This window comes from Microbacterium sp. NPDC028030 (genome assembly GCF_040637855.1).
Lineage (GTDB): Bacteria > Actinomycetota > Actinomycetes > Actinomycetales > Microbacteriaceae > Microbacterium.
In genome coordinates this window covers 421566-440962 of record NZ_JBEZXF010000003.1, presented here as the reverse complement: position 1 = coordinate 440962, position 19397 = coordinate 421566, and the positions used below count along the sequence as shown (strand labels likewise).

Annotated in this window: 26 protein-coding genes; 16 read left to right on the top strand and 10 right to left on the bottom strand. The window is 67.9% G+C overall.

What is annotated here, in order from left to right; all coding sequences use genetic code 11:
• Positions 1 to 134 precede the first annotated feature (134 nt).
• Together AB0E56_RS16605 and AB0E56_RS16600 are read right to left on the bottom strand one after the other, a co-directional pair.
• Positions 135 to 962: an ABC transporter permease gene (locus AB0E56_RS16605; RefSeq protein ID WP_359800835.1), complete on the bottom strand. Its 828-nt coding sequence runs from the start codon at positions 960 to 962 to the stop codon at positions 135 to 137.
• Positions 959 to 1852 (bottom strand): ATP-binding cassette domain-containing protein, encoded by an 894-nt coding sequence (locus tag AB0E56_RS16600; protein ID WP_359800832.1) that lies wholly within the window; start codon positions 1850 to 1852, stop codon positions 959 to 961. Before AB0E56_RS16600 ends, AB0E56_RS16605 begins: the two co-directional genes overlap by 4 nt.
• Before the next feature lie 102 nt (positions 1853 to 1954).
• Between AB0E56_RS16600 and AB0E56_RS16595 the strand changes: the two genes are divergently transcribed.
• The 11 genes from AB0E56_RS16595 to AB0E56_RS16545 all read left to right on the top strand — a co-directional run bounded on the left by AB0E56_RS16595 (position 1955) and on the right by AB0E56_RS16545 (position 8384).
• A complete protein-coding gene (locus AB0E56_RS16595; protein ID WP_359800830.1) occupies positions 1955 to 2887 on the top strand; it encodes a helix-turn-helix domain-containing protein in 933 nt (310 codons plus the stop codon).
• Positions 2888 to 2925: 38 nt separating this feature from the next.
• Positions 2926 to 3852: a cyclase family protein gene (locus AB0E56_RS16590; protein ID WP_359800827.1), complete on the top strand. Its 927-nt coding sequence runs from the start codon at positions 2926 to 2928 to the stop codon at positions 3850 to 3852.
• Between the two features lie 75 nt (positions 3853 to 3927).
• Positions 3928 to 4119 carry a helix-turn-helix domain-containing protein gene (locus tag AB0E56_RS16585; RefSeq protein WP_359800825.1) on the top strand — a complete coding sequence of 64 codons (192 nt, stop codon included), beginning with the start codon at positions 3928 to 3930 and terminating at the stop codon, positions 4117 to 4119.
• 16 nt (positions 4120 to 4135) lie between these two features.
• Entirely contained in the window at positions 4136 to 4621 is a 486-nt protein-coding gene (locus tag AB0E56_RS16580; RefSeq protein WP_359800824.1) for a hypothetical protein, read from the top strand.
• A 113-nt stretch (positions 4622 to 4734) separates the two neighbouring features.
• Entirely contained in the window at positions 4735 to 4833 is a 99-nt protein-coding gene (locus AB0E56_RS16575; protein WP_003792170.1) for an AURKAIP1/COX24 domain-containing protein, read from the top strand.
• 78 nt (positions 4834 to 4911) lie between these two features.
• Positions 4912 to 5214 (top strand): rhodanese-like domain-containing protein, encoded by a 303-nt coding sequence (locus AB0E56_RS16570; RefSeq protein WP_183151995.1) that lies wholly within the window; start codon positions 4912 to 4914, stop codon positions 5212 to 5214.
• Positions 5211 to 5507, top strand: a complete 297-nt coding sequence (locus AB0E56_RS16565; RefSeq protein WP_359800811.1) for a glutaredoxin family protein — start codon at positions 5211 to 5213, stop codon at positions 5505 to 5507. Before AB0E56_RS16570 ends, AB0E56_RS16565 begins: the two co-directional genes overlap by 4 nt.
• Positions 5504 to 5806 carry a Dabb family protein gene (locus tag AB0E56_RS16560; RefSeq protein WP_359800809.1) on the top strand — a complete coding sequence of 101 codons (303 nt, stop codon included), beginning with the start codon at positions 5504 to 5506 and terminating at the stop codon, positions 5804 to 5806. The genes AB0E56_RS16565 and AB0E56_RS16560 overlap by 4 nt, the downstream gene beginning before the upstream one ends.
• A gap of 175 nt (positions 5807 to 5981) precedes the next feature.
• Positions 5982 to 6800, top strand: coding sequence for a basic amino acid ABC transporter substrate-binding protein (locus AB0E56_RS16555; RefSeq protein WP_359800807.1), 819 nt, complete (start codon positions 5982 to 5984; stop codon positions 6798 to 6800).
• Between the two features lie 34 nt (positions 6801 to 6834).
• Positions 6835 to 7632 carry an amino acid ABC transporter permease gene (locus tag AB0E56_RS16550; protein ID WP_359800806.1) on the top strand — a complete coding sequence of 266 codons (798 nt, stop codon included), beginning with the start codon at positions 6835 to 6837 and terminating at the stop codon, positions 7630 to 7632.
• A complete protein-coding gene (locus AB0E56_RS16545; protein WP_359800804.1) occupies positions 7629 to 8384 on the top strand; it encodes an amino acid ABC transporter ATP-binding protein in 756 nt (251 codons plus the stop codon). Before AB0E56_RS16550 ends, AB0E56_RS16545 begins: the two co-directional genes overlap by 4 nt.
• Positions 8385 to 8470: 86 nt before the next feature.
• Here the strand turns inward: AB0E56_RS16545 and AB0E56_RS16540 are convergent, their stop codons facing one another.
• The 6 genes from AB0E56_RS16540 to AB0E56_RS16515 all read right to left on the bottom strand — a co-directional run bounded on the left by AB0E56_RS16540 (position 8471) and on the right by AB0E56_RS16515 (position 13339).
• The gene (locus tag AB0E56_RS16540) at positions 8471 to 8647 is read right to left on the bottom strand and encodes a YegP family protein (RefSeq protein WP_183152001.1); all 177 of its coding nucleotides are present in this window, start codon (positions 8645 to 8647) and stop codon (positions 8471 to 8473) included.
• 89 nt (positions 8648 to 8736) lie between these two features.
• Complete coding sequence (locus AB0E56_RS16535) at positions 8737 to 9828, bottom strand: ABC transporter ATP-binding protein (protein ID WP_359800802.1); 1092 nt, start codon at positions 9826 to 9828, stop codon at positions 8737 to 8739.
• A complete protein-coding gene (locus AB0E56_RS16530) occupies positions 9825 to 10616 on the bottom strand; it encodes an ABC transporter permease subunit (RefSeq protein WP_359800800.1) in 792 nt (263 codons plus the stop codon). Before AB0E56_RS16530 ends, AB0E56_RS16535 begins: the two co-directional genes overlap by 4 nt.
• Positions 10613 to 11551: an ABC transporter permease gene (locus tag AB0E56_RS16525; protein WP_359800799.1), complete on the bottom strand. Its 939-nt coding sequence runs from the start codon at positions 11549 to 11551 to the stop codon at positions 10613 to 10615. The genes AB0E56_RS16530 and AB0E56_RS16525 overlap by 4 nt, the downstream gene beginning before the upstream one ends.
• Positions 11548 to 12687, bottom strand: coding sequence for an ABC transporter substrate-binding protein (locus AB0E56_RS16520; RefSeq protein ID WP_359800797.1), 1140 nt, complete (start codon positions 12685 to 12687; stop codon positions 11548 to 11550). Before AB0E56_RS16520 ends, AB0E56_RS16525 begins: the two co-directional genes overlap by 4 nt.
• 136 nt (positions 12688 to 12823) lie before the next feature.
• Positions 12824 to 13339: a GNAT family N-acetyltransferase gene (locus AB0E56_RS16515; protein ID WP_359800795.1), complete on the bottom strand. Its 516-nt coding sequence runs from the start codon at positions 13337 to 13339 to the stop codon at positions 12824 to 12826.
• A gap of 112 nt (positions 13340 to 13451) precedes the next feature.
• Here AB0E56_RS16515 and AB0E56_RS16510 point away from each other — a divergent pair, with 112 nt between their 5' ends.
• Positions 13452 to 14237: a TSUP family transporter gene (locus AB0E56_RS16510; protein WP_359801260.1), complete on the top strand. Its 786-nt coding sequence runs from the start codon at positions 13452 to 13454 to the stop codon at positions 14235 to 14237.
• 95 nt (positions 14238 to 14332) lie between these two features.
• Here AB0E56_RS16510 and aspS read toward each other — a convergent pair whose 3' ends face one another.
• Entirely contained in the window at positions 14333 to 16114 is a 1782-nt protein-coding gene (gene aspS, locus AB0E56_RS16505) for an aspartate--tRNA ligase (RefSeq protein ID WP_359800792.1), read from the bottom strand.
• A 115-nt stretch (positions 16115 to 16229) separates the two neighbouring features.
• Between aspS and AB0E56_RS16500 the strand changes: the two genes are divergently transcribed.
• Positions 16230 to 16604: a DUF5684 domain-containing protein gene (locus tag AB0E56_RS16500; RefSeq protein ID WP_183152007.1), complete on the top strand. Its 375-nt coding sequence runs from the start codon at positions 16230 to 16232 to the stop codon at positions 16602 to 16604.
• 1 nt (position 16605) lies between these two features.
• Complete coding sequence (locus AB0E56_RS16495; RefSeq protein ID WP_359800789.1) at positions 16606 to 17235, top strand: histidine phosphatase family protein; 630 nt, start codon at positions 16606 to 16608, stop codon at positions 17233 to 17235.
• Between the two features lie 72 nt (positions 17236 to 17307).
• On the opposite strand, the gene AB0E56_RS16490 is transcribed toward AB0E56_RS16495, so the two are convergent.
• Positions 17308 to 18213 carry an NAD(P)/FAD-dependent oxidoreductase gene (locus AB0E56_RS16490; RefSeq protein WP_359800788.1) on the bottom strand — a complete coding sequence of 302 codons (906 nt, stop codon included), beginning with the start codon at positions 18211 to 18213 and terminating at the stop codon, positions 17308 to 17310.
• Between the two features lie 54 nt (positions 18214 to 18267).
• Here AB0E56_RS16490 and AB0E56_RS16485 point away from each other — a divergent pair, with 54 nt between their 5' ends.
• A complete protein-coding gene (locus tag AB0E56_RS16485; RefSeq protein ID WP_359800787.1) occupies positions 18268 to 18672 on the top strand; it encodes a MerR family transcriptional regulator in 405 nt (134 codons plus the stop codon).
• Positions 18673 to 18735: 63 nt separating this feature from the next.
• Positions 18736 to 19386, top strand: a complete 651-nt coding sequence (locus AB0E56_RS16480) for a TlpA disulfide reductase family protein (protein WP_359800786.1) — start codon at positions 18736 to 18738, stop codon at positions 19384 to 19386.
• The last annotated feature ends 11 nt before the right edge of the window (positions 19387 to 19397 follow it).

Sequence of the window (19397 nt, the reverse complement as noted above, 5' to 3'; positions counted from 1 at the left end):
GGGGCGAGCCGCGAATCCCCAGATTCGCGCGGACTCGGCGGTGCCGGCACAAGTCCTGTGCCGACCATGGCAGCCGCGCCTGAGCGAACGGCGCACAACGCCTATGCCTCCGCTGGGACCGCATCACGCGGTCGTCAGCGTCGTCCGGCTTTACGGCGGAAGAGCCACGATCCCCAGGCCACGGCGACCACGAGGATGGCCACGCACCATCCGATCGCCCACCAGGCTTCGTCCTGCACCGGCGTATCCGTCAGCAGTCCGCGGATGGTCTCGACGATGGGCGTGATCGGCTGATTCGCGGCGACGGGCTGCAACCATGCGGGCATGCTCGCCACCGGGACGAACGCGCTCGACAGGTAGGGCAGGAACAGCAGGATGAAGCCGTACCCGTTGGCGGCTTCCGGGCTTCCGGCTGCGAGACCGATCGCCGCGAACAGGTAGGTGATGGCGAGGATGTACAGCGCGATCAGTCCGGTCAGGGCGAGCCATTCCCCGACCGTCGCGGCTGGTCGGAATCCCACGAGCACCCCGACGCCGATCACGATCGCGGTCGCGATGAGGTTGCGCAACACGCTCGCGACGACGTGACCCGTGAGGACGGCACTGGCACGCAGCGGCATCGTGCGGAACCTGTCGATGATGCCGGTGCGCATGTCGTTCGCGACGTACACCGCGGTGGAGGAGGCGCCGAACCCCGCACAGATGAGGATGATGCCCGGCACGACGTAGTCGACGTAGGCGCCGGACGGGTCGATCGCGCCGCCGAACACCCACGTGAACATCAGCATCAGCACCACGGGGAGCAGGATCGCCATCAGCAGAGATTCACCGTCGCGGAGCGAGTGGCGCAGGCTCCGGCCGACGAAGACCGTCTCTGCGGTGATGCCGCGCAGGTGCGGGCGGGGAGGTGCGGGTGGGGGTGCGGATGCCGTCGATCGCGGTGCGGCAAGGGCGATGTTCATGCGAGCTCCTTCACGGTGCGGGCGTCGGACGACGGGGAGGTGACCGCGAGGAACACGTCGTCGAGGGTGGGGCGACGCAGCGTCACGATGCCGTCCTCCCCTTCCTGGTCGAGCAGGTCGAGCGCTCGCCGCAGGTCGGCGACCGTGCCGTCGGTGGGGATCTCGCGGCGGAGCTCACCACGGTCGTCGTGCAGCTCGACGGTGTCGCCGCCGATGCGCGACTTCAACTCGGCCGGTATCCCGATCGCGGCGATGCTGCCGTCGTGCAGCACGGCGATCCGGTCGGCCAGCTGGTCGGCCTCTTCCAGATACTGCGTCGTGAGGAAGACGGTCGTCCCGGCGGACGCGAGCACTCGGATGATGCTCCACAGGTCGCGGCGGCTCCGGGTGTCGAGGCCGGTCGTCGGCTCGTCGAGGAACAGCACCTCGGGGGTGACCACGAAGCTGAGAGCCAGATCAAGGCGTCGACGCATTCCTCCCGAGAAGGTCCGCACCGTTCGCGAAGCGGCATCGGCGAGGCCGAACTGGGCGATGAGGTCGGTGGCCCGGCGTCGTGCGGCTGCCCGTCGGAGGCCGGCGAGTCGAGCGAACATGATGACGTTCTCGGTGGCGGTGAGAGCGTCGTCGACGGCGGCGGACTGACCGGTGAGGCTGATGCGCTGCTGGACCTCGAGGGCGTCGGCGCGTACGTCCCAGCCGGCCACGGTCGCTGTTCCGGCGTCTGCGGCGGTGAGCGTGGTGAGGATGTTGATCGTGGTGGTCTTGCCTGCTCCGTTGGGGCCGAGCAGAGCGAACACCTCACCACGGCCGACCTCGAAGTCCAGGCCGGCGACGACCGTCTTCCCGGAGAAGGCCTTGTGCAGACCCCGTACCTCGATGGCTGTGTCCATCGGATCATCCCTTCTGTGTATGTAGGAAACTGTGTATGAGCAACGCAACTGCGTATGACAGTAACACACTGTTTATTAAATAAACAGAAGTAGGATGGGGCCATGACCGAGACCGAGCTGCCCGAGCTGCCACGCGGGATCGCGCTCGCGTGGGGCGTCGCCGCGAATCCCCAGCGCGGACCCAAGCGCGAGATGAGTGTCGAGAAGATCGTCGACGCGGCTGTCGAGCTGGCGGATGCCGAGGGGATCGGAGCCGTCTCCATGGCCGCGGTCGCCGCCAAACTCGGCTTCACCCCCATGTCGCTCTATCGCTACGTCACCGCGAAGGACGATCTGCTGCTGCTGATGCAGGAGGAGGCGACGGGGCTCCCGCCCGAGAGTCACCTCGAGATCGACGGCTGGCGCGGTCGGCTGCTGGCGCTCTACGAGGCGCAGATACTCCTCTATCTCCGCCATCCGTGGATGCTGTCGCTCCCGATCACCGGCTCGCCGATCACGCCGCACAGTTCGGCCTGGCTGGATGCGGGGCTCTCGGCTCTGGAAGACACCCCGCTGAACGCGGAGGAGCGGATGGCGGTGGCGCTGGCAGTCACGGGCCATGCGCGCTGGTGCGGGATCGTGCAGGCCGGGTACACGGAGCAGTCCCGGTCGTCAGGGCTCGCACCGGAGGAGGTCGCGGCCCGCGAGGCGGCGCTGTTCGATCGTGTGATCACGGCGGAGGAGTTCCCCGCGCTCCGCCGGGGGATCGACGACGGTGTCTTCCTCTCCGAGGCCGACCCTTTCCGCTTCGCGGTCGAGCGGACACTGGACGGCGTGGCCGTTTATATCGCCGGACTCGATCGCGGCGACGCTCATGCCGCAGCCGCCGACTGGGTCGGGCTCGATGCCGCCGAGCTCGCCGGAGACCGTCGGCTCAAGGAGGCGCAGAAAGCCGTGCGTGAGGCGGAGAAGGCGCTGCGTGCCGCCCGCAAGCTCGAGCGGCAGACGCTCCGCGAGGCGCGCGACCGCGTCGCCAAGGCGAAGAAACCGGCCTGACCGCCCCGGGTGCCGCGCGACCTTGCCATGATGTGGATATGACGGCTGAGTACAGGGCGCATTTCGACTTCGACATCTCGTTCGCGAACGGCGGCGGTATCAGCGGCGAGGGCTTCCGTATCGACCTTCCGAGCGCCGACCTGAATCGAGACGCGATCGGCACGCTTCTCGTCCGCCACCTCGGTCTGGCGCTCGTGAGCGACATCGAACTCCGCGCTCTGCGGATCGTCGAGGAACAGCATCGCGGCAGTCGGGGTGTGACCGCTCCAGCCGCGACCGAGCAGGACGAGCGCGTCGTCGATCTCAGCCACGCGATCGAGGCCGGGCTGGTCACGTATCCCGGTCTGCCGGCACCGACGATCACCCCGTACCTCACCCGAGAGGACTCGCGCGCGCGGTACGCATCCGGAACCGAGTTCGCGATGGATGTGATCACGATGATCGGCAACACCGGCACCTACCTCGACTCGCCCTTTCATCGGTACGCCGACGGCGACGACCTCTCCGCGCTGGACCTGCGGACCCTGGTCGGCCTGCCTGCCGAAGTGTTCCACCTGCGCGACGCGTGGAGCAGCCAGCGGCGGGGGATCTCGGCCGCGACCCTCGCGGACCGGGACCTGCGGGGTTCCGCGGTGCTCCTCGACACGGGTTGGGATCGGCACTTCTGCACACCGGACTACGCCACGGGAGCGCCGTACCTGACGGCGGACGCCGCGAGGCTCCTCGTCGACGCAGGTGTCCGCCTCGTCGGCATCGACTCGCTGAACATCGATGACACGGAGGGGGGAGGGGCGCGTCCAGCGCACAGCATCCTGCTCGCGGGCGGGGTTCACGTGGTGGAGCATCTGACCCGACTCGACGCGCTTCCGGCGCGAGGTGCGCGCTTCACCGCCGCGCCGCCTGCGGTGCGCGGATTCGGGACCTTTCCCGTGCGGGCGTTCGCGACCTTCGCCGCCCACCACTGATCACAGGGGTCACACGGGTTTACACGCGTCCCAGCTACCCCATAGAGTGTGCACATCGAGAAAGGGGTACGTGGGATGCCCGAGGTTCCAGACGTCAGATTCCTCACGGTGGCCGAGGTCGCCGAGCTCATGCGCGTGTCGAAGATGACCGTGTATCGGCTCGTCCACGCCGGGGACCTGCCAGCCGTCCGCTTCGGGCGGAGCTATCGCGTGCCGGAGTCGGCCGTGGCCGACGCCCTGCAGCGGCCCATCGCCGACGTCGGTTGACTGCCCGGAGGAGATCGTGGACGTCAGCACGTTCTACGCACTCTTCTCCACCACGTGCTTCACGCTCACCGGGCTTTGGTGGAACGTGGTCAGAGCGCGACGCGACTGGACCGCGAACCCTGCGATGCGCCGGACGATCGGCGGCATCTACCTCTCTTTCCTGCTGCCGGCTCTGATGGGGCTCTTCGCCCAGGTGGGCGGCACCGAGAGCCCGCTCCTGTGGCGACTCTCCTTCGTCGTCGTCGCGGTGGTCGGCGGAATCTCGATGGTCCGACTCGTCGCGCAGGCAGGGCGAGACGGCACGTCGTCGGCGGTGCGTTGGATCCAGGTGGGCACGGTGATCGTGTACGCGGCCGTGGCCGTGATCGGTGTCGCACCCCAGCTCGTCGCTCCGCTGGGGCTCACGGGCATCCAGGTCGAAGCGCTGCTCCTCATCGGTCTCGTGGCTCTGGGGCACGCCCTCGTGTGGCGGTTCCTCGTGACCGATGACGTCGCGGAGTGACCCCGCACGGGGCAGGCCGTCGGGTTTGCTAGACTGATCCGAGGCATTTTTCCGTGCCCGTACCCGGGTGTCCGCTATCGGCGACACCCAGCCACTGACTTAGTGAGGTTTCCGTGGGTTCTGTCATCAAGAAGCGCCGCAAGCGCATGGCGAAGAAGAAGCACCGCAAGCTGCTTCGCAAGACTCGCCACCAGCGCCGCAACAAGAAGTAAGCGGCCGGACACGAGCGCCTGTCTTCGGACGGGCGCTTTGTGTCTCTGCCCGCGTCTCCGAACGTCGAGAGGGATGTCATGAAGTCGATCACCGTCACCGAGCTCGCCGAGCGTTCCGGTGTCCCGCTCATCGATGTGCGGGAGGTGGACGAGTTCGCCGCGGGCCACGTGCCCGGCGCCGTCAACATCCCGATGTCAGAGATCGGCAACCGCCTCGAGGAGCTGCCGGCGGAGGCGTTCGACGTCATCTGCCAGGCGGGCGGGCGATCGGCCAGAGTCGTCGAGGCCCTGGAGTCGCGTGGTTTCGACGCGACCAACGTCGAGGGCGGCACGGGCGAGTGGATCTCGCAGGGCCGCGCCGTCGAGGTGCCGTCGGCGTGACCACGCTGACCCTCATCGGCAAGCCCGACTGCCATCTGTGCGAGGTGGCCTCCGATGTGATCGACGCGGTCGTCGCGGAACTCCCTGACGCTGCGGCGGAGCAGATCGAGATCGTCGAAGCCTCGATCAACGACGATCCTGCGCTGTACCAGCTGTGGTGGGAGAAGATCCCGGTCGTCTTGATCGACGGCGAGATGCACGCCCATTGGCGTGTGGCACCCGACCGGCTGCGCGAGGCGCTCGAAGGGGCGCTCCGCGACGATGCGAACACCGAACTCGAGGAGTCACTGTGACGATCCGGCATGTCGTGACCTGGAAGCTCGCCGCCGAGGACTCCGCGGAGCGCGCCCAACAGGCCGCCGAGGTGGCGCGCCGCCTCAACGCCCTCGACGGGGTCGTCCCGCAGCTCCTCGCGATCTCGGCCGGCGCGAACGCGGCGTATCCCGAGACGAACTGGGACGTGACGCTCGTGGCGGACTTCGCGTCGGTCGAGGCCATCGAGGAGTACCAGGTGCACCCCGCCCATGAGGAGGTCGCCGTCTACATCCGCTCGGTGGTCGCCTCTCGCGTCGCGGTCGACTTCGAGGTCTGAGACCCCGTCGCACGCTGCGCGAGACTCGATTCCGCGCGCGGCTCGGGTGCGTAGTTGCAACACAAACGTGACACGTCCGTCACGGATGTCATTGGTCACGCGACGGGCCGCATGTTTAGATGTTCTCCTACCCGTCATCGGGCGTCACATTCGCCCTCGACTCACAGGAGCCGACATGCCTCGTCGTAACCTCATCGCCGGTCTCGCTCTCGTGGCGACCGCCACCCTCGCGCTCGCCGGCTGCGCCACCGGATCGACCGATGCGGGAAGCAGCGACTCGCCTGCCGCGGGCGACGACTACGGCCTCGTCGAGCCGGGCACTCTCACGGTCTGCTCGGACGTGCCCTACCCGCCGTTCGAGGTCGAGGACACGAGTACCGAGACCGGCTATTCCGGTTTCGACATCGATCTGCTCAGCGCGATCGCCGAGAAGATCGACCTGAAGCTCTCCGTGCAGGATGTCGGCTTCGACGCTCTGCAGTCCGGTACGACGCTCGCCGCAGGCACCTGCGACATCGGCGCCTCCGCGATGACCATCACCGAGGAGCGCAAGGCCAACATCGACTTCTCGGACCCTTACGTCGACTCGCTGCAGTCGCTCCTCGTGCGCGCCGACTCGGACATCAAGTCCATCGATGACCTGGACGGCAAGAACGTCGGCGTGCAGCAGGGCACCACAGGCGAGTCCTACGCCGGTGAGAACGCGCCGGGCGCTCAGCTCGTGCAGTACCCGTCGGACGGCGAGCTGTGGCCGGCTATGCAGGCCGGTCAGATCGACGCGATCCTCCAGGACCAGCCGGTCAACTACGTTCACGAGCAGGACGACCCCAACTACAAGATCGTCGAGACCTACCCGACCGACGAGTCGTACGGCTTCGCTTTCGCGAAGGGTGAGAAGGACGCGCTGCGCGAGGCGGTCAACAAGGCGCTGAAGGAACTGCAGGACGACGGCGGGTACCAGGAGATCTACGACGAGTACCTCGCGGCCAAGTGACCGGCGGCGTCAGCAGAGCAGGAGGACCTCGACGATGGCGTTGAGGCGTACGACGAAGAGCAAGCTCTATCGTTACTCGGTTTATGTGGTGCTGATCGCCATCGCCGTCTGGGCGATCGTCAGCACCGACTGGGCGAAGATCGGACCGCTGTTCTTCAACCCCGAAGTCGCGGCGAAGATGTTCCCCGGCATCATCACGACGGCTCTGGTCAACACGCTGTGGTTCACTGCGGTCGCCTTCACCGGAGGGCTCGTCCTCGGTGTGGTGCTGGCGCTGATGAAGCTGTCGACCATCGCACCGTTCCGCTGGATCGCAACGGTCTGGATCGAGCTGTTCCGTGGACTGCCGGCGATCCTCACGATCTTCGCGATCGCGTTCATCCTGCCGATCGCGCTGGGCGTGCCGGGTACGAAGCTCGGTGGCCCCGTGGTCCTCGGGCTCATCGGCCTGGTGCTCGTCGCCTCCGCGTACATGGCGGAGACGATCCGCGCCGGGATCCAGGCCGTTCCGAAGGGGCAGACCGAGGCGGCACGCTCGCTCGGCATGTCGCCCATGAAGACGACGTTCTGGATCATCGTGCCGCAGGGGTTCCGGATCATCATCCCGCCACTGACCAACGAGTTCGTGCTGCTGCTCAAGGACACGTCGTTGCTGTTCGTGGCCGGCTCCTTCATCTGGTCGAAGGAGCTCACCACGTTCGCCCGCGACGCGAGCACGCAGAACGCGAACGGAACGCCGCTGATCATGGCGGCGATCCTGTACCTGATCGTGACGATCCCGCTCACGCGCTTCAGTGCGTGGCTGGAGCGACGGATGTCGAGGCAGCGATGATCACCGAACTGATCGATGTGCACGCCCCCGCGATCGACGTGCGCGGACTCGTGAAGAGCTTCGGCGACAACGAGGTGCTCAAGGGCATCGACCTCACAGTCACCAAGGGCGAGGTCGTCTGCGTGATCGGGCCGTCGGGTTCCGGCAAGTCGACCCTGTTGCGGTCGGTGAACCTGCTCGAGGAGCCGACAGGCGGCACGGTGCTGATCGAGGGCATCGACATCACCGACCCCGACGTCGACATCGACCGCGTGCGGACCCGCATCGGCATGGTCTTCCAGAGCTTCAACCTGTTCCCGCACCTCGACGTGCTGGGCAACCTCACGATCGCGCAGCAGCGCGTGAAGAAGCGCTCCAAGAAGGAAGCCGAGCAGATCGCGCACGCCATGCTCGCCCGTGTCGGACTGGCGGAGAAGGCCGACGCCTACCCCGGCCACCTCTCGGGTGGACAGCAGCAGCGCGTCGCCATCGCCCGCGCGCTCTGCATGAACCCCGACATGATGCTCTTCGACGAGCCGACATCGGCGCTCGACCCCGAACTCGTCGGCGAGGTGCTGCAGGTCATGCGGTCGCTGGCCGATGAGGGGATGACGATGCTCGTCGTCACGCATGAGATGGGCTTCGCGCGTGAGGTCGGCTCGCGCCTGATCTTCATGGACGGCGGGAACATCGTGGAGGAAGGCGACCCGCGCGAGGTGCTCGGAAACCCGCAGCATCAGCGCACGAAGGACTTCCTCTCGCGCGTGCTCTGAGCTCTTACGGCGCCTCGCCACAGACCGAGACCCCGTGTCGCCATCATCAGCGGCACGGGGTCTCGGCGTGAAGTGCGGGTCGGAGGTCAGGCTTCGACGACCTCGGCATCGGCGGCATTCCGTCGGACGGAGTCGATCCCGTTCAGTGCGGCCGACTTCGACGAATAGCCTTCGCTGATCGCGATGACCTCACCGTTGCCGGCTTTGAGACGGAACCGGTACTCGCCGGACTTGTCGGTGTACAGCTCGAACGTGCCTGCCATGAGGCGTCCTTTCTCTCTCGGATGAAGGGGACCCCGCCCCTCGGGCCTCACGCTAGCGTTCAGTGCCAGCCCGGGGGAAGGGCAGCCGGTCAGGTGCGCGGGTGCACGGCCACCGGCTCGGGGGAGACGGCGATGCGCACGCGGTCGCCGAACGACGGGTGGATGCCCGGAGCATGCTGAACGCGCACGAGTTCACCCGATTCGGTGCGCACCAGTGTGCGTCGCATGCTGCCGAGGAAAGTGCTCTCTTCGACGAGAGCGTCGGTCGCCGCATCGGCCTCGGACGCGAAGTAGACGTTCTCGGGCCGGAGGTACACGTCGACCGGGCCGTCAGCCGGGGCCTGGAGGGGGAGCCGCTGGCCCCACACCCGCACGTGATCTCCCTCGGCGACTCCCGACACGACACTGGAGAGCCCGACGAACGCCGCCACCCCCGCGGTCGACGGGGTCGTGTACAGCTGCTCGGGGGAACCGATCTGCTCGATGCGCCCGGCGTTCATGACGGCGATCCGGTCGGAGACGGCAAGGGCCTCCTCCTGATCGTGTGTGACGAACACGGTGGTGATGCCGAGGCGCAGCTGAAGACGGCGGATCTCGTCGCGCAGCTGTACCCGCACCTTCGCGTCCAGCGCCGACAGCGGCTCGTCGAGGAGCAGCACCTTGGGTTCCGTGACCAGGGCACGGGCCAGGGCGACGCGCTGCTGCTGCCCGCCCGACAGCTGATGCGGGAAGCGGTCGGCGAAGTCGGAGAGGCCGACCAGGGCGAGTGCATCGAGCGAACGTCGAGCGGCCTCCGCCTTCCCCAGCCCCCGCCGCCGCAGGCCGAAGGCCGTGTTGTCGACGACCCGCAGATGGGGGAAGAGGGAGTAGGACTGGAAGACCATGCCGATGTCGCGCTTGTTGGTCGGCACTCGAGAGACGTCGCCGCCGCCGAGCAGCACGCTGCCCTCATCCGCACCTTCGAGGCCGGCGAGCACCCTCAGCAGCGTCGTCTTGCCGCACCCCGACGGGCCGAGAAGGGAGACGAACTCGCCGGGGGCGATGTCGAGATCCACCCCGTGCAGCACCCGCGTTCCGGAATAGCTCTTCACGATGCCGTGAAGCTCGACCCGTGTGCCTTCGCCGGCGCGGGCGAGCAGCAGGTTGTCCTTGGTGCGCGGCAGCGCGTTGTCGACGGTCATGAGCGGGCCTTTCGGGGGCCGCGAGCGACGCGGCCGATGAGGAGGAGCAGCAAGAAGACGAAGGCCAGGGCGAGCAAGGTGAAGATCGCCGGGGCGTACGGATCCTGTTTCTGCACGACGACCATGGCGGTCTGGAACACCTGGCGGTTCAGGAGTGAGGCGATTGTGAACTCGCCGAGCACGACCGCGATCGATATCAGGGATGCGGCGAGAAGACCCTGGCGCAGGTTCGGCGCGAGTACCTTGAGCACGACCGTCGGCCAACTCGCGCCGAGCGAGCGGGCGGCTTCGGAGAGGGTGCGCAGGTCGGCCGCGTCGATCGATGCCTGGATCGAACGGAATGCGAACGGCAGCACCGTGATGCCGTACGCGAAGGCGAGGGTCCAGGTGCCGGTGCCGAACGTGCGGCCGATCTGCAGATAGATGGGCGCGAGCCCGACGACGAGCACGATCGCGGGGATCGAGATGGGCAGCAGCACCGCGAACTCGAAGGCGGGCTTGAGCGTCGGGAAACGCAGGTTGACGAGGATCATCGTCGGCGCGAGCAGAAGCAGCACGATCGCGACGGTGACGACCGCGAGGATCAGGGAGTTGCCGAGGCCCGTCCAGATCGGCTTGATCGCGGCGGAGGCTGCGGGGTCGAAGACGGTGATCCACCGCTCGAGGGAGGGTCCGTCCTTGCCTCGAAGGGTGAAGAGGAAGGTCGAGATCAAGGGGATCGCGAAGAACGCACCGACGATGAGGCCGATGATCCACCGCGTCGCCCGGGAGGGGCCGATGCCGGTCACGACTGCCACCGTGCCGCTCGGCGCTGGATCAGCGAGTACAGCGCCATCACGATGCCGACGACGACGATCATGCCGAGCGCGAGCGCTCCGGCGAGATTCTCGCGACCGAGAAGGGTCTCGCTCGTGAGGGCGGTGCGAATCTGCAGCGGCACGATCTGCGACCCCTGACTCGCGAGCGCGGCGGCCGTCGCATACGACGAGAACGCGTTCGCGAACAGCAGCAGCAGGCTGGCGAGGAACGAGGGCGCGAGCACGGGGATGCCGATCCGCACCCAGAAGCTGGCTCCGGTGCCGCCGAGGGTGAGGTTGGCCTCGGCCCATTGCGGCTTGAGCGCGGCGAGAGCGGGCATGAAGGTGATGATCATCAGAGGTACCTGGAAGTAGATGTACGGCAGGATCAGCCCTGGCAGCTCATAGAGCCAGGTGCCGTTCGCGAAGATGTCCACTCCGAACGTGTCCTTGAGGAAGAGCGTGATCACCCCCTGGATCCCGATCGTGGCGATGAACGCGAACGCCAGCATGACGCCGCCGAACTGCGCGAGCACACCCGCCGCGGCATCGATCGAGGAACGGATCGCGCCGTCGGGATTGACCCCGAGCAGGGCATAGCAGACCAGCGCTCCGACGAGAGCGCCCACCACGGCCGTCAGCGCAGAGAGCCATGCGGAGTTCGCGAAGGTGTTCAGCACGACGGGGTCGCCGAGGGCGGCGACGTTGCTCCAGGTGAAGGCGCCGACGTCGTCGAAGAACCCGGAGCCGATCGCGAGCACGGTCGGCACCGCGAGGAACAGGACGACGTAGGCGGCGAACGGGACGAGCCCGAGCCAGGCGAACGACGGCGCGGCCCGCCGGGCCCTCGCATCGTGCGAGGACCCGGCGGGGATCGCGGGGGTGGATGCCGCAGCATCCGCCCCCGTTGCGGTGAGGGTGGTCACTGGACCGCCGCGGCCCACTTCTCGCCGAGGAGCGTGCCGGCGTTGGTCGACTGCTCCTCCGTCGGAACCACGGTCTCCTCCGGCGCTTCCGGGAGCGCGGCTGCGAGGTCGGCGTCGATCGTGCCGGCCTCGGTCATGGCCTCCATGCGCACGGGGCGAGCGCCGCCCTTCAGCCAGAGGTTCTGCACCTCGTCGCTGTAGAGGAACTCCTGCCACAGGCGCGCGGCGGCGGGGTGCGGGGCGTCGATGTTGATGGCCTGGTTGTAGTACCCGGCATAACCCGTGCCGTCGAACACGACGACCTTCCAGTCTTCGTTGTCTGCGGTGTGCGAGGCGTTCAGGTAGTCCCAGTCGAACACCACCGGCGTCTCGCCGCTCGCGATGGTGGCCGTGGTGACGTCGACCTTGAGCAGGTTGCCGGCCTTCTGCAGCTCCGAGAAGAAGTCGATACCGGGCTGGAAGTCGTCGAGAGTGCCGTCCGACTGCACGGTGGCGAGTCCCACGGCCGCGAAAGCAGCACCGGCCTGCGTCGGGTCGCCGTTGATCGCCACAGAGCCCTTGTAGTCGGCCGCGAGGAGGTCGGCGAGCTCGGAGGGAGCATCGAACTTCGACGAGTCGTAGCCGATCGACATGTATCCGCCGTAGTCGCCGACGAAGAGTCCGGTCGGCTCCTTGAGCTCGTCGGGGATCTCGTCCCACGTCTGCACCTGGTACGGCGCGAAGGTGTCGGTGTTCTGCAGAGCGACCGTCAGGCCCAGGTCGAACACGTCAGGAGCCGTGTCGAGGCCCTTGTTCGTCTCCGCGGCCTGGATCTCTTCGGCGCTGGAGACATCGGGCGAGGCCTCGTTGATGGTGATCTCCGGGTACTTCTCGGCGAAGAGGTCGAGGATCTCGCCGTAGTTCGCCCAGTCGCGCGGGAGGGCGATGACGTTGAGTGATCCCTCCGCCTTGGCCGCGGCTTCGAGGTCGGCGAAGGTGCCGAAGTCTTCCAACGAGGTCGCAGTGGAGGCGTCCACATCGGAGTCGCCGGCGGCGGGGGCGTCTGTGGCGGTGGCGCAGGAGGTCAGAACGAGTGCGGCCGTCGCGGCCAGGGCGATGCCGGCGCCGATGCGCGCGCGGCGGGTGATGCGAGCCATGAGTGTCCTCTCGGTGTCCGGCGCTGTGAGCCGGTGTCGGGTTGCGAGAGGACACTATGAGGCCGAGGTTGCCGACCGTCGCGGCTCAAGTGAACGGACGGTGGCGCGACGGTGGACGCTCGGGGGCGGCAGGCGCTCAGCGTGAGGGAACCGTGTACTTGAAGCCGCGGTGCGACCCGACGTAACCGAGGCGCTCGTAGAAACGGTGGGCGTCGGTGCGCGCGGCATCCGAGGTGAGCTGCACCATGGAGGCCCCTACAGCGGGAGCCGCGGCCTCGCCGACCCAGCGCATCACGGCCGAGCCGATGCCCGATGAGCGCAGATCGCTCCGGACGCGCACGGCCTCGACCAGGAGCCGCCGCGACCCGCGTCGTGCCATCCCCGGAATCGAGGTGAGCTGCAGCGTGCCGACGATCTCGCCGGCGAGCTCGACGACGAGCAGGTCGTTCGACGGTTCGGAGAGGATCTCGCGAAGCCCCTTCTCGTACGCCGGACGATCGGCTTCGGAGGCCACATCGCCGCGAGCGGCGCTGATCCGGTCGTCGGCGAGCAGCGAGATCACGGCATCCGCGTCGTCGGGAGTCGCCCTGCGCAGGAGCGCGTCCCCGACACGCGAGGCGAACGGATGCGGCAGGGGGAGGGCGTCGAGCATGGCCCCAGTCTGTCAGTGCGCGGGGGTGGATGCGGGGTCGACGCCCGCACTCTGGAATCATGGCCAGGTGGATATCGGCGCCGTGCTCGGACTCGAGCAGCTCACCTGGGGGATGCTGCTGCTCGTCGTGGTCGCCGCGTTCTGCGCCGGGTGGATCGATGCGGTCGTCGGCGGGGGAGGGCTGCTGCAGCTGCCCGCTCTGCTGCTGATCCCCGGCATCTCGCCCGTGCAGGCGCTCGCCACGAACAAGTTGGCCTCGATCTTCGGCACGGCGACGAGCAGCGTGACGTACTATCGCCGCGCGAAACCCGACATCCGCACGGCCCTGCCGATGGCGGCGATCGCCTTCATCGGCTCGTTCGGAGGCGCTGCCGTTGCGACCGTGCTGCCGCCCGCCGCGTTCAAGCCCATCATCGTGATCGCCCTGCTCGTCGTCGCCCTGTTCACCGCGTTCCGGCCGCAGATGGGAGCGGCGACGAAGCTGCGGTACCACGGGCACAAGCACCACATCATGGCGGGTGCGGCAGGACTCGGCATCGGCTTCTACGACGGGATGATCGGTCCGGGCACGGGTACCTTCCTGGTGATCACGCTCGTCGCCCTGCTCGGCTACGACTTCTTGCAGGCGAGCGCGAAGGCCAAGATCGTCAACCTCGCCACGAACGCCGGGGCGCTGATGCTGTTCATCCCCCATGGCGCGGTGCTGTGGCTGTTCGGCGGCATCCTCGCGGTGGCCAACGTGGCGGGCAGCTACCTCGGGTCGCGCATGGCCATCTCGCGCGGTACGACCTTCATCCGGGTGGTGTTCCTCGTGGTCGTGGTCGCGTTGATCGCGAAGCTCGGCGTCGACGTGTGGAACGAGAACATCGTGCCGGCGCTGGCTCTTCTCGCCTCGTGACACCGCGCCAGGTCAGGCAGAAACGCCGGATCAGGCAGGTTCTGTGCAGAACCGCCTGATCCGGCGTGAGTGCCTGATCCCGCGCGGGGCGGACCTCAGTCGGACTCGTCCTCGGGCTCCGCGTCCACGCCCGCTTCGGCGCGCTGTGCGGCGGTGATGGGAGCCGGAGCCGCGGTCAGCGGGTCGTAGCCGTTGCCCGACTTCGGGAAGGCGATGACCTCGCGGATCGACTCGGTCTTGGTCAGGTGCTGCAGCACGCGGTCCATGCCGAGCGCGATCCCGCCGTGGGGCGGAGCACCGAACTTGAACGCGTCGAGCAGGAACCCGAACTGCTCGTCGGCCTGCTCGTCGCTGATGCCCATGACCTCGAACACGCGCTTCTGCACGTCTTCGCGGTGGATGCGGATCGAGCCGCCGCCGAGCTCGGACCCGTTGCACACGATGTCGTACGCGTAGGCGAGGGCCGATCCGGGGTCGGTGTCGAACGTGTCCTGGAACTCGGGCTTCGGGCCCGTGAACGCGTGGTGCACGGCCGTCCAGGCACCCGCGCCGACGGCCACGTCGCCCGAGGCCACCGCGTCGGCGGCAGGCTCGAACATCGGGGCGTCCACGACCCAGGTGAAGGCGAACTCATCGGGGTTCAGGTAGCCGAGACGACGGCCGATCTCGACGCGTGCGGCGCCGAGCAGCGCGCGGCTCTCCTTCGTGGAGCCGGCGGCGAAGAAGACGCAGTCGCCCGGTTCGGCGCCCACGAGTGCGGCGAGCCCTGCCTGCTCAGCCTCGGAGAGGTTCTTCGCCGCAGGGCCGCCGAGCGAGCCGTCCTCGTTGAAGAGCACGTATGCGAGGCCACGAGCACCGCGCTGCTTCGCCCAGTCCTGCCAGGCATCGAGCTGCTTGCGTGGCTGCGAGGCGCCACCGGGCATGCGCACCGCGCCGACGTACTCTGCCTGGAAGACCCGGAAGGGCGTGTCCTTGAAGTACTCGGTCGCGTCGACGAGTTCGAGACCGAAGCGCAGGTCGGGCTTGTCGGAGCCGTACTTGGCCATCGCCTCGGCGTAGGTCATGCGCGGCAGCGGGGTCTGCACCTCGACGCCGATCGTGGCCCACATCGCCACGATGAGCGACTCCATGAGCGCGATCACGTCTTCCTGGTCGACGAAGCTCATCTCGATGTCGAGCTGCGTGAACTCGGGCTGGCGGTCGGCGCGGAAGTCCTCGTCGCGGTAGCAGCGAGCGATCTGGAAGTACTTCTCCACGCCGCCGACCATGAGCAGCTGCTTGAACAGCTGCGGAGACTGCGGCAGCGCGTACCAGCTGCCGGGGCTCAGTCGCGCCGGCACGAGGAAGTCGCGGGCGCCCTCCGGGGTCGAGCGGGTCAGGGTCGGCGTCTCGACCTCGGTGAAGTCATCGGCGTGCAGCACGTCGCGGATCGCCTTGTAGACGTTCGAGCGCAGACGCAGGGCGGAGGCCGGCGCCGGGCGGCGCAGGTCGAGGTAGCGGTACTTGAGGCGTGCCTCTTCGCCGACCGTCTCGGTCTCGGCGACAGCGGTGGAGACCTGGAAGGGAAGCGGGGCCGATTCGTTCAGCACCTCGACGTCGCTCGCGATGAGCTCGATCTCGCCGGTGGGCAGGTTCGGGTTCGCGTTGCCCTCCGGTCGACGCGACACCTCGCCGGTCACCCGCAGCACGAACTCGTTGCGCAGCGGATGGGCGATCTCCTCGTCCCGGATGACGACCTGGGCGATGCCGGAGGCGTCTCGCAGATCGATGAAGGCGACTCCTCCGTGGTCACGACGGCGATCGACCCACCCCGCGAGGGTGACGGTCTGACCGATGTGCTCTGCTCGCAGCGAGCCTGCCGAGTGGGTGCGAAGCACGGAGTATTCCTTCTGATCTGGGAAATGGGGAACCCGCCCATTCTACGGGGGACCGCGTCGCCCGCTCGGCCCGTACCGGGCGCTCAGTATGATCGCCAGGACAGAAAGGCGCATCATGGACTCCAACGGCATCTCCGACCTCTTCGGCGCGATCTTCTCGGGGACGACCGGGCTGATCGCCCTCGTCTTCTACGTCCTCGTCGTCATCGGCCTCTGGAAGGTCTTCACGAAGGCCGGCTACCCCGGCATCCTCGCGATCATCCCCATCGTGAATGTGATCTTCCTCGTCAAGATCGCCGGGATGTCCGGCTGGCTCGCACTGCTGTACCTGATCCCGATCGTCGGCTTCATCTTCGGCATCATCGTCGCCGTCAAGCTCGGCGAGAGGTTCGGCAAGGGGGGCCTGTTCTCGTTCTTCCTGCTGTTCGTCTTCCCGTACATCGGCTACCTGATCCTCGGCTTCGGCGACTCCCGCTACCGCGAGGCGTGACATGACGGCTTCGCGCCTGCATCTGGTCCGCCACGGCGAGGTGCACAACCCGGCCCGCGTGCTCTACGGCCGCCTTCCCGACTACCACCTGAGCTCTGCCGGACGAGGGATGGCGCAGGCGGCTGCCGATCACGTGGGCTCGTCGGGTCGAGCCGTCTCCGCTCTGTACGCGTCTCCGCTCGAGCGTGCGCAGGAGTCCGCCGAGCCCTTCGTCGAACGGTTCGACCTCGTGCCGGAGATCGACATCCGCCTGATCGAGCCGACGAATGTGTTCGAGGGCACGCAGATGCGTCGCTCGCTGATGAACCCCTTCAACTGGTGGCACCTGCGCCAGCCGTCGCTGCCGAGCTGGGGTGAGCCGTACTCCTCCATCGCGGAACGGATGCTGGGGGTCATGGACGAGGCCTGGGACACCGCCCCGGACGGCGACGTGGTGATGGTCTCGCACCAGGCGCCCATCTGGATCACGCACCTGCGGATCGCGGGGCTGCCCCTGCGACACGACCCGCGCACCCGGCGCTGCGCGCTGTCGAGCGTCACCTCGTTCGAACGCGTCGGCGACGTCTGGCGCGAAGTCGCCTATGCCGAGCCAGCGGCCACGGGCGGCGCGGTCGACGTCGGCGCGGTCTGAATCCCGTTTCGAATCGCGCAAAAGGCCGGATCCCGGTGACGGATGGCACCACCGGCGCGATTCGAGACGGAGTCAGTGCTCGGCCGCCAGCAGGGACTGGATGATGCCGACGGCGGCCAGCTGCCCGGCGGCGGCCGCCAGCAGCACCGACGCCATCGGCCCGGGGAGCGTCGCGCGGTGCGCGAGATCGCCCGCGGCGAAGACGCCGGGGTACGACGTACGCCCGAACTCGTCGATCTCGATGGATCCCGACTCGAGCATCCGGAGTCCGAGGTCTGCGGCGAAGGGGGCGCGTTGACGCATCGTCCCCGACGCCACGAAGACCCCGCCGACGGCGAACTCGTCATCCGCGGTGCGGATCCGCACGCCGCCGTCGCTCTTCTCGACGGATGCCGCGGGGGCGGAGCTGACGCGCACGCCGCGTTCCTGGAGCATCGCCGTGTCCTCGTCGGCGAACGGCTCTCCGACCGGGAAGACCGTGATGTCGCCCACGATGCGACCGAGCAGGCCGATCAGGTGCGCGGCTCTCGGCGCCGCCCCGAGGATGCCGATCGGGGTACCGGCGTGCTCGTGTCCGTCGCAGAACGGGCAGCTGAAGGCGTGAGTGCCCCACAGGTCCTGCAGCCCCGGCACCGGCGGAAGGTCATCGGCGACGCCCGTGGCCAGCACGATGTGACGTCCGGTCGCACTCGATCCGTCCGAGAGCTGCACCTCGAACCCGGTCTCGGCGGCGGAGATGGACGTGGCGGAGAGGTCGCGCACCTCCACGTCGTCGTAGGCGGCGAGCTCGGCTCTGGCCGTCGCGCGGAACTCCGCCGGGGGTGTCCCGTCCTCGCCGACCATGTTGTGCATGTGCAGCACCGTGCCGTTGCGGTACTCGCCCGAATCAAGCAGCAGTGCCGAGCGGTGCATCCGTCCGAGGGTCAGAGCGGCCTGCAGACCTGCCGGCCCTGCACCGATCACGATGGCGTCGTACATGTCAGTCCTTTCGGGGGAGTTGCGTTCTCCCACAGTCTGTGACTTCATGTCAACATGAAGTCAAGCGCCGAGCATCCCTGGTCCGTCGGCGATGTCGCCGCCCGGTTCGAACTGCCGACCAACGTGCTGCGGCACTGGGAGTCGGTCGGCCTGCTGCGGCCGTCGCGCGACGATGCAGGACGACGACGCTACGGCGAGGACGACGTCGTGCGCATCGCGGTGATCCAGCGCAGCAAAGCCGCGGGCATGAGCCTCGACCAGATCGCCGTGCTGCTCGACGACGGGAGCACCGGGCGACACCAGGTGCTCCAGCAGCACCTGGACGACATCGACCGGCGGATGGAGGAGATGCGGCGCTCGCGGGAGATGACGGAGCACGCCATGGGATGCCGCGCCCACGACATCGCCACCTGTCCGCGGTTCCGGGCCGGGGTCGACGACGTTCTGGCGCGGTTCTGAGGACCGTCTCGAGCCGCTCCGCATCCACCTCGTGCATAGGATCCTCTGCGTAAACTCGGAGTCGTGCCACGCGATTCGACGGTTTCCTCGATCCGCAGCGGCCGCTCCTCCCGCATTCGGCCTTCGCGCCGTGCGGTCGGTGCCGCGCTCGCTGCGGTGCTCGCGATCGGTCTGAGCGCCTGCGCTCCCGATCCGGTCAGCCAGTCGTTCCTGAGCGGGGAGAATACCGGGTATATCGCGGCCGACGGGGCGATCGTCGAGATCCCCGTCGCCGAGCGCGGCGAGCCCGTGGAGTTCGGCGGAGTCACCGAGACCGGCGAGAAGTTCGACAGCGCCGACATCGCCGGGCAGGTCACGGTCGTCAACTTCTGGTACGCCGGATGCGCGCCGTGCCGCCTCGAAGCCGCCGACCTCGAGTCGGTGTGGCAGAAGTTCGCCGACGAAGACGTCTCGTTCGTCGGCATCAACACGCGCGATCAGGCGGACACGGCCATCGCCTTCGCCGACGAGTACGACATCACCTACCCGAGCCTGATCGACGTCGACACCGCCGAGGCCAAGCTCGCGTTCGCGAAGGTCGTGCCGATCGCCGCCACGCCCACCACGCTCGTGCTCGACAAGCAGGGCCGCGTCGCTGCGAAGATCATCGGCCCGATCGACGGACCGTCGATCCTCTCCACACTCGTCAAGGACACGCTCGCGGAGGACTCGTGAGCAGCCTCGGA